Consider the following 14,033-nt stretch of genomic DNA (forward strand, 5'->3'; position numbering starts at 1 on the left):
CCGGCCGGTCACCAGGGGGATGACCGGCCGGCCCCCACAACTCTCGGGGGAGCCACCGACGACGGTGCTGCAGATGACCGACGTGAGCCGCACGCACGGCTCGGGCGAGACCGCCGTGCACGCCTTGCGCGGAGTGTCGCTGACCATCGAGCCGGGCGAGCTGGTCGCCGTGATGGGCCCCTCGGGATCCGGCAAGTCCACGCTGCTCAACCTGGCCGGGGCGCTCGACCGCCCCACCGGCGGCCAGGTGACGATCGAGGGCCAGGAGGTGACCGCTCTCCGACCCGACGCCCTGGCCCGGCTGCGGCGCCGCGCGGTGGGATTCGTCTTCCAGGACGTCAACCTCATCACCTCGCTCACCGCGGCCGAGAACGTCGCCCTCCCGCTCGAGCTCGACGGCACCGGCCCGCGGGAGGCCCGCCGCCAGGCGCAGTCGGCCCTGGAGGAGGTGGGCATCGCCGAGCTCGCCGACCGCTATCCCGAGGAGATGTCCGGCGGCCAGCGCCAGCGCGTGGCCATCACCCGCGCCCTGGTCGGCGATCGCCGGCTGGTCCTCGCGGACGAGCCCACCGGTGCCCTGGACTCGGTGACCGGCGAGGGCATCCTGGAGATCCTGCGCGCCCGCTGCGACCGCGGCGCCGCCGGCCTGCTCGTCACCCACGAGGCCCGCCACGCCGCCTGGGCCGACCGGGTCGTCTACCTGCGCGACGGCGAGGTCGTGGACGCCACCGGAGGCCCCCGATGAGCAGCGCCGTCGCCCGCCCGCCCCGGGCCACCACTTCCCCGACCCCCGGCCCCGAGCGGAGTCGCTCGCGCCGGGCCGAGTGGCTCGCCGGCTGGCGGGTCGCCCTGCGGCTGGCCCGCCGCGACACCTGGGCCCACAAGGCGCGCAGCTCGATCGTGCTGCTGATGATCGCGCTGCCGGTGGCGGTGATGGTGGCCGGGCTGACCGTCTACGCGACCATCATGGTCGACGACGACGAGGCCCTCGACCAGCGGATGGGCCGGGCCGTCGGGATCGTCACCACGGTCAACAGCTCCCAGATCACGCCTTCCCTCGAGGGCGAGGGGTGGTTCCTCTCCGACGCCGGTGCGAAGGCTCCGCCCGCCCGCCCCCTTCCGGGAGAGGACGGGCCGGTGACCTCCCGGTCCGACGCGGGGTCTGCGTCGGACGTCGGCCGACTGCTCGGCGCCCGGGTGCTGCGCATCGGCGAGGCCCTCATGGTCACCGAGGTCGACGGGCGGCCCCGGGCCTTCCGGCTGATGACCGTGGACGGGCGTGACGGCCTGCTGCGCGGCAAGGTCGACCTGGTCTCGGGTCGATGGCCGACGACGAGGGACGAGATCGTGGTCACCGAGCGCGGCGCCCGCCTGGGCCTGCCGACCTCCGGCACCCTCACCATCGAGGAGCGGGTCCCGACCGCCACCCCGCAGCAGCGCCGAGGCGGCGCCCGGGTGACCGTCGTCGGCGTGGGCCGCGCGACGGCGGCCGACGGGCGCAGCCATGCGAGCGCCGTCCGCCTGCCCGACCCCTCGTCCGGCTCGCTCCTGGCGGGCGAGAGCCTGGTCGGGCGCGACCGCCCGATCACCTGGGCCGAGGTCAAGGAGGCGGCGACGTACGGCGTCGGCCTGCAGAGCCGCGCCGTCCTGCAGGACCCGCCGCCGGCCTCCGAGCTGTTCCTGCGCGAGGGTGGACGCCGCACCGGGGAGGTCCTCGCCGTGGCCCTGCTCGCCGCCGGCCTGCTCATCGAGGCCTCGCTGCTCGCGGGCCCGGCCTTCGCCGTGATCGCCCAGCGGCAGCGCCGCGGCCTGGCCCTCGCAGCCGCCAACGGCGCGACCCGGGCCCAGCTGCGCCGCACCGTGCTGGCCCAGGCCCTGGTGCTGGGGGTGGCCTCGGCGACGCTCGCCACCGTCGTGGGTGTCGCCGCCGGCGCCGCCGCCATGGCGCTCACCACCCGTCGGCGGCCGACCACCGACGTGTTCGGACCCTTCGACGTCCCCTGGCGGTTCGTCGCGGTGGTGCTGGTGTGCGCGGTGGTCGCCTCGGTCGTCGCCGCGCTGCTGCCCGCTCGCGGCCTGGGCCGTCTCGACGTGACCGCCGTGATGCGAGGCGAGGTGCCGACCCGCCGGGTCCGCCGGGCCGTCCCGGCGTCCGGCCTGGTGCTCGCGGCGCTCGGCACCGTCGGGGTCTTCGGCGCGGTCGAGTGGCTGCGGCACCGGCCCGACGACGGCACCCTCGTCGTGACCACCCTGGTGGTCTCCGCCGTGGTCCTGGTGTCGGGCGCGCTGCTGGCGGTGCCCGCCGTCCTCGCGCTCGTGGGTCGGCTCGGGGCGAACCTGCCGGTCCCGCTGCGCCTCGCTACCCGCGCCGCCGCCCGCCGGGGCGGGCGGGCCACGTCCACCGTGGCCGCCATCATGGCCGGCGCCGTCATCCTGTCCGCAGCGGGTCTCGGGCTCGCCACCACCACCGCGCTGGAGCGGGAGCGCTATGTCCCCTCCGCCCCCCACGGGTGGCTCCACAGCACCTCCCTCCCGACGTCCCCGGAGCTGGCCGCGGTCGTCCGCCAGGCGCTGCCCGGGGGAACGGTCCACGAGCAGCGCCTGGCGACCGTTCCCCCGCTGGAGCCGGCCAGGACGGAGCCCGACCTGCGCGGGGCGATGGGTCTGCCCCACGGGTGCACGGTCGCCCGGGCGCTGGCCGCGGTGGGAGAGACCACCGGGCCGTGCCTCGTCCCGCTGGCCGGCGCCATGTTCTCGACCAGGAGCACTTTTGCCCTGGACCCCGCCCTGCTCGGCCGGCTCACCACCCTGACCCCGGCGCAGCGCGCGGTGCTCGACCAGGGCGGCACCCTCACCACCTCCGAGCAGGTGGCCCGGGGCGGGACGCTGATCTGGACCCTCGTCCTGGGGCAGCTCGACGGGCAGGGCCAGGTGCGCCAGGCACGCACCACGGCGACCCACGTGGTCCCCGTCGCTCACCTCGCCCCGGAGCAGGCCCGCTTCCTCGATCCCGATGCGGCCGGCGTCGGCGTCTCGCTGATGACCGTCGCAGCGGCCCGGGCCATCGGCCTGGCCACCGAGCAGCACCGCATCCTGGCCCACGGCCCGGACGGCGCCGCGATCACCGAGGAGCAGGAGGAGGCGGTCCGGGCCGCCCTGGACCGGGCCGACCCGCAGACCCTCGGCGACGGGGACACGTCGCTGCACGGGGTGGCGGTCGAGCGCGGGTTCCACGACCCGATCGGCTGGGTGCGCCTGGCCCTGCTGAGCCTCATCGGGGTGCTCGTCCTCATCGCCACGACCACCGCCACGGCCCTGTCGATGGGCGAGTCCCGGCAGGACCTCGACACCCTCGCCGCCGTCGGGTCGACCGCGCGGACGCGGCGTGCCGTGGCCGCAGCCCACGCCGCCGTGCTCGCCCTCGTGGGCACCGCGAGCGGTCTCGCGGTCGGCGCGGTCCCCGGGACGGCCTACAGCCGCGCCGTCGTCCGTGAGGTCTACCACGCCGGGAGCGCGATCGCCGTACCGTGGCCCGAGATCACGGTGGCCCTGGTCGGCATACCGGCTCTCGCCGCCCTGCTCGCCACGCTCATGGTGCGCACCGAGCCCACCCTCACCCGCCGCCAGGCCTGAGCAGGAAGGACCCGACATGTCGATCAGACAGGGGATGCTCGCCCTGCTCGCGGAGCGGCCGAGGTATGGCGCGCAGCTGCGCAGCGAGTTCGAGGAGCGCACCGGGGGGACCTGGCCGCTGAACGTCGGGCAGGTCTACCAGACCCTCGCCCGGTTGGAGCGCGACGGCCTCGTCGAGCAGCAGGGCGAGGACGCCGAGGGCCGCACCACCTATGCCCTCACCCACGCCGGTCGCGCCGAGATCGCGCGGTGGTGGACGCAGCCCGTGGACCGGGAGGCCACCCCACGCAGCGAGCTGGCCATCAAGCTCGCCCTCGCGGTGACGCTGCCGGGCGTCGACGTCGTGCAGGTCGTGCAGACCCAGCGCACCGCGACGATGCGCGCCCTGCACGAGCTGACCCGGGCCAAGACTACGGTCCCCCCGGAGGACCTGGCGCGGCTGCTGATCCTGGAGCACCAGGTGTATGCCGTGGAGTCCGAGGCCCGCTGGCTCGACCACGTCGAGGCCCGGGTGCTGCGACGCCGGGGCTGACACGGCAGGGGACATCCGGGAACAACCCGACAAATGACTACAGAGGGCTATAGATCAGTCACTCTCCGGTGAGATCAACTGAGGGTGACCGACCCTGCCCACCTGTTCGTCCCGAGGGGGAACCCCAGATGACCATCACTCGCACGCTCGCCGCCACCCTGCTCGCGGCCCTGACCGCCGGCACCGCCACCGCGGCGGCCGCGCCCGCCCCACGGCCCGTGCCCGGCGCCACGGTGCCGGTCGGCAAGGCCGCGACCACCACGGGCTTCCGCACGGTCCGCACGACGAGCTTCACCGCCCAGTCCGTCACCTCGCCCGCCACGGGCACGGCGGTCGTGGTCGGGGTCAAGGCCCAGCCGGGCACCGCCGGCCCGATCATGGTCGAGACCTTCGGCCCCCGCGGCTGGACCACCCGGACCCTGCCCGGCTCGGCCACCCAGGCGCGCGTCGCCTCCGGCGCCGGCACGATCTGGATCCTCGGCATCGGCGCGACGCCCACCCTGTGGCGCTCGCAGGGCACCCACCACGTGCGCGTGGCCGTCCCCCTGCCGCCCGGCGCCGCCTCGTTCACGCCCTATGCCGTCGCCGCCGAGGGCCGCACCGTGGTGCTCTGGGGCGCGACGACCAGCGCGGGGTCCCGCCCGGGCAGCGGCGCGCTCGCCCGCTTCGACGGCAAGGCCTGGACCTTCCAGCAGGACTCCTTCGGCCCCACCACCTTCTACGGACCGTCGGACCGCACCGGCCGCACCCTCCTCGAGCTCGTCGACGGGCACGCCCTCGCGGGCACCGGATTCATGGGCCAGGTCCACGTCTGGGGGACGCTCTACGACTACGCGACCACCCCGCCCACGGATCTCGGCTGGCTCGAGGTGCACGCTCCGGACGGCGGCGGCTACCGGGCGGAGGACCTCACCGCGCGCTCCCCGCAGGACGTCACCGCGTGGGGCGCCAGCACCGACCTGGACCCGCAGAACCATGACCTCTACCGCACGCGTGGGCTGTGCATCCGGGTGACGCCCGGCCAGCGCGACTGGTGCGCCGCCCCGACCTATGCCGTCGCCGCGGCCGACCGCCTGGCCGACGGCCGCCAGGTCCTCGGGGGCAAGGACACCTTCACGACGTACGACCGGATGACGCAGGCGCGCACCGACCTGGTCCAGGGTGGGTATGCCGTCGTCACCGCGCCGGGCGGCACCCCGCAGGCGCTGCCCGGCGATCCGGGGGACGCCGTGGTCGACCTGGCCGCCGAGCCGAGGGGCACCGCCGTCTGGTCCGTCGTCAGGAACGGCGACCGCACGGCCGTGCAGCGTGCCTTCCTCGCCGCGGGCATCGTCGCCAAGACTCCGGCCACGACCACGGGCGCGGGCGCGGGTCACCGCTGACAGGCCCGACGGCGCACCCCGCCACCACCGCCCCAGGAGCCCGACTCCCGCCGTGCGGGGATCGGGCTCCTGGTGTGCGTGGGGTGACCGGCGCGGCTACCAGATCGGCGGAGCCTTTCGTCACTTAGAACTACGTAAAGTTGTCAACTTAGCCTGAATGGCTCAAATACGTGGCAGTCTGGAGCCGGGAAGTTCCCAGCATCAGAGTTCCTCAGGGGGAACCCATGACCACCGTCCGCACCCAGGCCACCGCCGCGCTCGTCGCTCTCCTCGCGGCCGCCGGCGCCCGCTCCGCCCCGACCGCCGGCGCTGCGGGGCCGGTCGTCAACCGCCCCGGAGCGCCCCGCCAGCCGGCGGCGGTCGGCTTCCAGACGGTCCGCCGCGTGCCCTTCCGGGCCCAGGCGGTCGCTGCCGGAGCCGGCCAGGTCGCCGTCGTCGGCACCCGCGCCACCGCTCCCGGGGCCGAGGGCACCGTCGTCGCCGAGGTCCTGCGCAAGGGCGCCTGGACCTCGACGACCTTCGCCGCCAAGGCCCGGACCACCCAGGTCGCCGTCTCGGGCGGCACCATCTGGCTGCTCACGACGGGCACCACCAGCACCCTGTGGCGCAGCCAGGGCACGACCTTCGTGCGGGTGCCGATGCCCGCCATGCCGACCGGGGTCTCGAGCTTCACCCCGCAGTCGCTGGCCGCCGGCCCGACGAGCATCGCCCTGTGGGGCCGCAGCCACGGCGCCACGCTCCCGGCCACGGGCACCACCGCGGTCCTCGCCAACGGCGCCTGGCGCGCCACCCGGCAGAACCCCACGACCCTCGGAAGCCCCTCGGCCGCAGGCCTGCTCGCGATCGCGCAGGGCCGGGTGCTCGCCGACACGTCCTTCCCCGGCGGACGCCCGAGCGGCACGCTCTACGACTACTCCGCCACCCCGGCCAAGGCCCTCGGCAGCACCATGACGACCGCCCCCTCCGGCGAGGTGTGGGGCACCAAGGCCCTGGTCGCGCCGTATGCGAGCCAGGTGACCGCCTGGGGCTACCACCGGTCCTTCGACCAGGGCGACCCGGCCGTCTGGGCCGACCGCGGCAGCTGCCTGCTCCTCGTCTCCGGGGTGATGACCTGGTGCGCGGCGCCCGCGTGGCAGGTGACCGCGGCGACCCGGCTCGCGGACGGCCGCCAGGTCATCGGTGGCCAGGACACCTACGCCCGCACCGACCGGGCGACCGGCACCGGCCGTGACCTGGTCCAGGGCGGCTATGCCCTCGTCGCCGCACCCGGCGCCCGGCCTTCCGGCATGGCGGGCGACCCCGGTGCGGCAGTCCTGGGTATGGCGGCAGACCCGAGCGGCACCACCGTGTGGTCCGTGGTCACCGACGCGAACGGCGCCACCGCGGTCCAGCGGGCGATCCTGCCCGCCATGGTCAGGCCCCGCACCACGCCCGGCCGCTGACCGCGTGTCGCCGGGCACCTGCCCGCCGACCGCACCGCACCGACATACCCCTGGCACGGCGAAGGGACCCTCCCCGGAGAGGACCCCTTCGACCTGTCACCGGTGACGGGCAGGCCGGACCGCCCGTTACCTTCTTCGTGCCCTCGGTGATGGGGGTGCTGGTCACCAGGTCTGGTATGACTCTTTGCCCCTGTCGCGCATGATCCGGGGGGTGTTGTCGCCGGGCTTGGTGGCGTCGGTGTGACCGCTGATAGGGACACGGCCCCCGCGCTCGGGAGGTCTCTTCGTAACGTGGCTGCCGGCTGCTGACGCCCGACCTGTGGCCAGCGGATCATGAGTCCGTCGGTCAACGAGGAGGACAGGATGCACGGGCTACCCGACCGCACCTACGCGGTCTACCTGGGGTTGGACGTCGGCAAGGAAACTCACCACGCCACCGCCCTGGACCCGTCCGGAAAACGGCTGCACGACAAGGCGCTACCGCAAGACGAGACCAAGCTGCGCGCCCTCTACGAGCACCTGTCCACGCACGGCCCGGTCCTGGTCGTGGTGGACCAGCCCGCCTCGATCGGGGCCCTGCCGGTCGCGGTCGCCCGCGCCGTCGGGGTCGACGTGGCGTACCTGCCGGGCCTGGCGATGCGCCGCATCGCGGACCTACACCCCGGCGCAGCGAAGACCGACGCCCGCGACGCGTACGTCATCGCCGACGCGGCCCGCACCATGCCCCACACCCTGCGGCGCGTGGACATGAACGACGACGCCCTGGCCGACTTGGAAGTCATCGTCGGGTACGACGACGACCTGGCCGGTGAGGTCACCCGCGTCACCAACCGCCTGCACGGCCTGCTCACCCAGATCCACCCAGCCCTGGAACGAGCCCTCGGACCCCGACTGCACCACAAGGCTGTCCTCGAGCTCCTGACCAGGTTCGGCGGACCCGCCGGGCTACGCACGGCCGGTCGGCGGCGGCTGACGAGCGTGGCCAAGCCCCGCGCGCCGCGCTCCTACGATCGGATCGTCGACGAGGTCATGACCGCCCTGGACGCCCAGACCGTGACCGTGCCCGGCACCCGCGCGGCCGAGCTCGTCATCCCGAAGCTGGCTTCCCAGCTCGCCGACCTGCTCGAGCAACGCGCGACCGTCGCGGCGCAGGTCGAGGAGATCCTTGATGCCCACCCTCTTGCCCCGGTCCTGACCTCGATGCCCGGCGTCGGTGTCAGGACCGCCGCAAGGATCTTGCTCGAGGTCGGCGACGGCAGCGCCTTCCCCACAGCCGGGCACCTCGCCGCCTACGCAGGCCTCGCCCCCGTCACACGTCGATCCGGGTCCAGCATCCGCGGCGAGCACCCCTCCAGGTCAGGCAACAAGAACCTCAAACGCGCGCTGTTCCTGTCCGCCTTCGCAGCCCTGTCCGACCCCACCAGCCGCGCCTACTACGACCGCAAACGAGCCCAAGGCAAGAAGCACAACGCCGCCCTCATCTGCCTGGCCCGCCGACGCTGCGACGTTCTCTACGCCATGCTCAGAGACGGCACCACCTACCAAGCCCCGACGGCCGCCGCGGCTTGACGAACCCCATAGGGACACCCCCCCAGCGGCCCGACCTGCCCTCCCCGGTCCAGCGGCACCCGCCCCCCAGCGGGTGCCGCTGGCCCCTAGCCTCTCGCACCGGACCCCCTCGCGACAGAGCCCCCGTGGGTCATCTTCACAGATGGTCCAGGTCTATCGAACACGTAGTCACTTCAGGCCATTTCGGACCAGTCGGACCGGTCGGACCAGCGGGGCCGCGGTGCGCCAGGCGGTCCGTGAGGGGACCGCCCGGCTGCCCTCAGAGGCGCTCGGCCTCCTCCAGCTTGTCGGCGACGACCTCGGCGATCGCCAGCGACGCGGTGGCCGCGGGCGAGGGAGCGTTGAGGACGTGCAGGACCCGCGGGTGCTCGTGCAGGAAGTCGAAGTCCTCGACGAGGGTGCCGTCCGGGCGCATGGCCTGGGCGCGCACACCGGCCCCGGCGCGGACCACGTCGTCGACCTGCACCTCGGGCATCATCTTCTGCGTCGCCCTCACGAAGGCCTCCTTGGAGAAGGACCGCTGGACCTCGCCGACGGAGTAGCGCCAGTACTTCTGCGCGAGCCGCCAGATCCCCGGGAAGGCCGCGAGCTGGACCATGTCCTTGGGGTTGATCTGGGTCCACGAGTAGCCCTCTCGCGCGAGCGCGATCACGGCGTTGGGTCCCAGGTGGACGTGCCCGTCGATGCCCCGCGTGGCGTGCACCCCGAGGAAGGGGAAGCGCGGGTCGGGCACAGGATAGATCAGCGATCTGCACAGGTAGGACTTCTCGGGGGTGAGCTCGTAGTACTCCCCGCGGAAGCCGACGATGCGGGTCTGCGGGTGCGCCCCCATCGCCCTGGCGACCAGGTCGGCGTTGAGCCCGCCGCAGGTGACGACCTGCTTGGCGACGATCGTGCCCTGGCTGGTCTCCACGGTGACGTCGCGCAGCCCGGGCCGCCCCGACACGAGCGCGGTGCCCGTGCGGATCTCCCCGCCCGCGGCGCGGATGTCGTCCGCGTAGGACCGGCACACGACCGTGTAGTCGACGACGCCGGTGACCGTCACCTGCAGCGCCGCCACCCCCTCGGCGTGCGGCTCCACCTCACGGAGCTCCTCGCGGCTCAGCCAGCGGGTCGGCACGTCGTTGGCCTGGCAGCGGCGCTGGATCTCCCGCATCTTGTCGACCTCGTCGGCGCCGGTCGCGACCACGAGCTTGCCGTCGATGCGGTGCGGGATCCCCTTGTCCTGGAGGTAGTCCACCAGCCGCACCCGGCCGTCGAAGCACAGCCGCGCCTTGTAGGACCCCGGCGTGTAGTAGACCCCCGCGTGGATCACGCCGGAGTTGTTGCCCGTCTGGTGGCGGGCGATGTCGTCCTCCTTGTCGATGACGACGACGTGCGCACCAGGCTTGCGCAGCTGCAGCGCTCGGGCGGTGGCGAGCCCGACGATCCCCCCGCCGACGACGAGGACGTCTGCCTCGGTCTTCATGTGATTCCCCTTTCGACTCCCCCAGTCTCTCGCGCGGGCTCCCGCGGCGGAGCGGACTTCGCCACGTCGGGCGGAGGTATGCCGAGGGCCGCGCCCGGGAGCACCCGGACGCGGCCCAGCCCCGCGGTCACCTGGCGAAGAGCGCCTTGTCCGGGGTGCAGGTGACGTCGGCGGCCGGTGTCTCCTGGGTGGTGAGGTAGGCCGTGACCGTCTTGTCGACGCAGGCCGAGTAGCCGTGCAGCGATCCGTGGCCGAAGCCGTCCTTGACGGTGACCAGGCGTGAGGTCGGCAGCGTCCTGCGGTAGGCCGCGGCTCCGGCGTACGGCGTGGACGGGTCGTGCTGGTTGGCGACGATCAGGACGGGCGTGGACGTGGCCTTGTCGAAGGGGCCGCGGTAGACCCCCGTGGCCTTGCCCGGCCAGCCGGCGCACACGCTCGAGGCCCAGGTCCACAGCGGGCCGAAGCCCCCCGCGGCGGCCTTGGCCCGCTCCGCGGCGGACACCCACTCCTGCGGGTCGCTCGGGTTGACGGCGTCGCTGCACAGCACGCCCGAGTAGCCCACCCAGTAGCTGGCCTCCTTGCTCGGCGGGGTGGTGGGCGTGGCCGTGGGGCGCGGTGCGGGCGTCGGACGCCGGGTCGGCGTCGTGGTCGGTCGGGGCCCGTGCAAGCCCGGCGGGACGACGCCCGGTCGCCGGTCGACACCTGGCTGGGGCCTGGGGTCGATGGGCACCTCCTGCGCGGCCGGCGAGGTGGCCTCGGCGGCCCGGGCCAGCGCGTGCAGCTGCTTGAGCGCGGCGGTCGCCTTCTTGCGGGCCCGCGGCGCCGCGAGCATGGCCCTGCTGGGGATCCGCGCAGGCAGGGCGGCCCGCAGGTCGTGGATCGTCGTCAGGACACCGGGGATCTGGTCGGCGGAGTAGAGCGCGCGCAGGACGGTGGAGTGCAGCTCGTCGTACCGCAGCTCGCGCCCGTCGCCCAGGGCGACCGGGCCGCGCTCGGTGGCCGCCACCAGGTCGGCCCAGTCCTGGCGGACCGTCGCGGCGGACGGGCAGCGCGCCGCGCCGACGCGCTCGCACTCGGCGAACGCCGCCTCCAGCGCCTCCTTGGCCCCCAGGTGGGAGCCGAGGCGCTCGGTCAGCGGCCGCAAGGTGCCCCGGTCGCGGCCGGTGCTCCACTCGACCGGGTCGATGACGCCGTCGAGGACCATGGCGCGGACCTTGTCGGGGAAGAGCGCGGCATAGGTCTGGCCGAGGTAGGTGCCGTAGGACGTGCCGTAGTAGGTGAGCCGCTCGTCGCCGAGGGCGGCGCGGGCCAGGTCCAGGTCACGCGCGGCGTCGGCGGTGGACATGTGGTCCAGCAGCTGGGGTGCACCCTTGGCGCACAACGCGCGCTGGCGCCCGTCGACGGTGAGGCGCACCCGCTGCTCGTCGGCCGTCGCGGGGAAGACCACGCCCCCGCCGGGGAGGTCCGGGTCCTCACCCGCCGCGGTGCAGCTCGCGTCGGCGCCGCGGGTCGCGAGCCCGACCACGTCGAAGCGCTTGCGGACCTCGGGGCCGAGCTTGTCCGCCATCTGCCCGACCTGGTCGGGGACCGCCAAGCCCGGGCCGCCAGGGCTCGTGAAGATCGACCCCACCCGGTGCGCCTGGTCCTCGGCGGGCCGCCGCGCCAGGCGCAGCGTGATCGTGCCCGTGTCCGGGCGGGCGTGGTCGAGGGGGACGGTGAGCTCGCCGCACTGGAGGCCACGGCCGCAGTCCTCCCAGGTGATGCCGGCGGCCCGGCCGGCCGTCGTGCGCGAGCCGGGCGCAGGAGCGGGGCCGGCCGCCGTCGCGACGGACGGGACGGACACCAGGGCGGCCGCGACCAGCGCGACCCCTCGGACGGGCAGGGACATGCGAGCCTCCAGACAGGCGTGGCGGACGGACGGACGGTGACCAGCAGACCACCGATCCCTGATGACTCGCCGAAAGTACTCCCGGCACAGGACGATCCGCGACCGCAGCAGGCCGTGCAGGGCCGCTGTCGACAGGGCCTCGCCCCGGTGACCTCGCGCGACGCAGGGTGCGGGCCGCACGTCAGTCGCTACCCTGGGCGCGTGAGCCCAGCCACGTCCTCCGACCGGGGTCGCCAGCCCCCTCTCGCGTGGGCACTGTGCCCCCTGCGCGTGCTCGGCGCGCTGCTCGGCCTGCTGGCCCTCGCCCTGGCCGCTGCCGTCGTCGGCATCGGCGTGACCAGCGTGTGGCCCACCGACGTGCAGACCAGCTCCTACGCCGCGACCCTGCGCCTGTCCGCCGAGCCCGACCAGCTGTCGTCGGTCCACGCCCCGACCCTGTTCGGCAACCTCGACCTGCGCTTCGACGGTCCGCTGCCCGCGCCCGGGGTCAGCGCCGACGCCCGCGTCCGCGACCGGATCACCGCCGTCCTCGCCACCAAGGACCTGTCCGTGTCGGCGCTCAAGCCCGGCGCCGCCGAGATCGACGCCGCCATCAGCTCCGGGGCGTCGTCCCTCGCCGGGAAGTATGCCGCCGGGGTGCTGCTCACCTGCGCGCTGGCCGCCTTCGCCCTGCGGCACTGGCGATCCGCCGAGGCCGGCCTGCGCCCGTGGCGACGGTCCGCTCCGGTCCCCGCGCTCGCCGCCGTCGTCGCGCTCGCCGGGACGGGCGGGTCGGCGTGGGCGACCTTCCGACCCGACCGGCTGGAGACCGTGCAGGCCGACGGGCTGCTCGGCTACGTGCGGTCCAACACCCGGATCCTGTCCGACGTGCAGGCCCGCTCCGCCCAGGCCGAGCCCTACGTCAAGAACATGCTCGCTCTGTCCGCCGCGCTGCAGGAGCACTTCGTCCCGCCGGACCTAGCCCGCCCGGCCGCCGTGAAGCTGCTGCTGGTCAGCGACATCCACGGCGCCAACGCCTATCCTCTGATGCGGCAGATCGTGCAGACCGAGGGCATCACCGCGGTCGTCGACACCGGTGACCTGCTCAACTTCGGGCACGCGCAGGAGGGCGAGGCGGCGGGCATGTATGCCGGGATCGCCTCCCTCGGCGTCCCCTATGTCTTCGTGCGCGGCAACCACGACGCGAGCGCGGCCACCGACGAGTCGGTCCTGCGACGGCTGGCGACGATCCCCAACGTGATCCTGCTGGAGCCGACCGCGGGGACGTACACCGTCGCCACGATCGGGGGCCTGCAGGTCGCGGGCTTCAACGACCCGCGGTGGTTCGGCGACGAGGGCGGCGACACGGCGGGGCAGGTGGCGGCCGCGCGGCGCTTCGACCGCGCGATGGAGCAGGTGCGGTCGGGGCGGGTCGCGCCGGTCGCGAGCACGACGCGAGCCGGGACGCCGGCACCGGCGGCTGGGGAGACCGCACCGGGCGCGGCGACGTCGTCGGGTGCGGCCGCCTCGGGGGCGACCACCTCGGGCGGTGCGTCTGCAGCGGCGCCGCCCGCGACCACGCCGGGCGCCTCCCCGGACCCGACCGCCTCGGCCGCCGTCGCCACCGACCTCCGTCGCGGTCTGGACCTGCTCGTGGCGCACGAGCCCTATGCCGCGGACGCCTTCCCCGCCGCCCGGGTGCGCCTCAACGGCCACATGCACTCGGCTGCGCTGCGCGGCAACCGGATCCAGCTGGGCACCTTCACCGGGGGCGGGGTCGTCGCGCACTACAGCCAGGACCCCGCGGGCGCCGAGCTCAACGGCCAGCCCTATGCCTTCGACATCCTCAGCTACGGCGCCGACTGCCGCCTGGAGACCCTCACCCGCTACAGCTACCGGGACCTGCTCGAGGGGCGGCCGGTCTACGACGACGTCCGCGCCGTCAACGGTCGCTCGATCCAGGCGCCCCAGCCCTCCGCCGGACGGGTGTGCCGCGCCGACGCGCCGCTGACGCTGGCGACCGTCGTGGCGGACGCCCCCGACCCGAGCTCCTCGCCCACGCCGGCGACCACCAGCACCACCCCCTGACCGAGCGGCTCACCCCACGCTGACCTCCCCCGCGCCGGGTGGGACGGGAGCG

The 14,033-nt window shown here is 74.7% G+C and carries 9 protein-coding genes; 7 read left to right on the forward strand and 2 right to left on the reverse strand.

Going from position 1 to position 14,033, the window contains the following annotated elements; genetic code table 11:
* Positions 1–73 precede the first annotated feature (73 nt).
* The 6 genes from MM438_RS14690 (at position 74) to MM438_RS14715 (ending at position 8,558) form a co-directional block, all read left to right on the forward strand.
* The gene (locus MM438_RS14690) at positions 74–745 is read left to right on the forward strand and encodes an ABC transporter ATP-binding protein (protein WP_241454066.1); all 672 of its coding nucleotides are present in this window, start codon (positions 74–76) and stop codon (positions 743–745) included.
* A complete protein-coding gene (locus MM438_RS14695; protein ID WP_241454069.1) occupies positions 742–3,633 on the forward strand; it encodes an FtsX-like permease family protein in 2,892 nt (963 codons plus the stop codon). The genes MM438_RS14690 and MM438_RS14695 overlap by 4 nt, the downstream gene beginning before the upstream one ends.
* Positions 3,634–3,649: 16 nt before the next feature.
* Positions 3,650–4,165, forward strand: a complete 516-nt coding sequence (locus MM438_RS14700) for a PadR family transcriptional regulator (RefSeq protein WP_241454070.1) — start codon at positions 3,650–3,652, stop codon at positions 4,163–4,165.
* 128 nt (positions 4,166–4,293) lie between these two features.
* Positions 4,294–5,547, forward strand: a complete 1,254-nt coding sequence (locus MM438_RS14705) for a hypothetical protein (RefSeq protein ID WP_241454071.1) — start codon at positions 4,294–4,296, stop codon at positions 5,545–5,547.
* Between the two features lie 224 nt (positions 5,548–5,771).
* A complete protein-coding gene (locus tag MM438_RS14710) occupies positions 5,772–6,989 on the forward strand; it encodes a hypothetical protein (protein WP_241454073.1) in 1,218 nt (405 codons plus the stop codon).
* 363 nt (positions 6,990–7,352) lie between these two features.
* Positions 7,353–8,558, forward strand: a complete 1,206-nt coding sequence (locus tag MM438_RS14715; protein ID WP_241453376.1) for an IS110 family RNA-guided transposase — start codon at positions 7,353–7,355, stop codon at positions 8,556–8,558.
* 259 nt (positions 8,559–8,817) lie between these two features.
* Here MM438_RS14715 and lhgO read toward each other — a convergent pair whose 3' ends face one another.
* The gene (gene lhgO, locus MM438_RS14720; protein ID WP_241454074.1) at positions 8,818–10,026 is read right to left on the reverse strand and encodes an L-2-hydroxyglutarate oxidase; all 1,209 of its coding nucleotides are present in this window, start codon (positions 10,024–10,026) and stop codon (positions 8,818–8,820) included.
* Positions 10,027–10,153: 127 nt separating this feature from the next.
* Positions 10,154–11,914 carry an alpha/beta hydrolase gene (locus MM438_RS14725; RefSeq protein WP_241454076.1) on the reverse strand — a complete coding sequence of 587 codons (1,761 nt, stop codon included), beginning with the start codon at positions 11,912–11,914 and terminating at the stop codon, positions 10,154–10,156.
* 201 nt (positions 11,915–12,115) lie between these two features.
* Here MM438_RS14725 and MM438_RS14730 point away from each other — a divergent pair, with 201 nt between their 5' ends.
* Entirely contained in the window at positions 12,116–13,981 is a 1,866-nt protein-coding gene (locus MM438_RS14730) for a metallophosphoesterase family protein (protein WP_241454078.1), read from the forward strand.
* Positions 13,982–14,033 lie beyond the last annotated feature (52 nt).

Origin of the sequence: Arsenicicoccus dermatophilus (assembly GCF_022568795.1) — a bacterium.
Classification (GTDB): Bacteria; Actinomycetota; Actinomycetes; order Actinomycetales; family Dermatophilaceae; genus Arsenicicoccus; species Arsenicicoccus dermatophilus.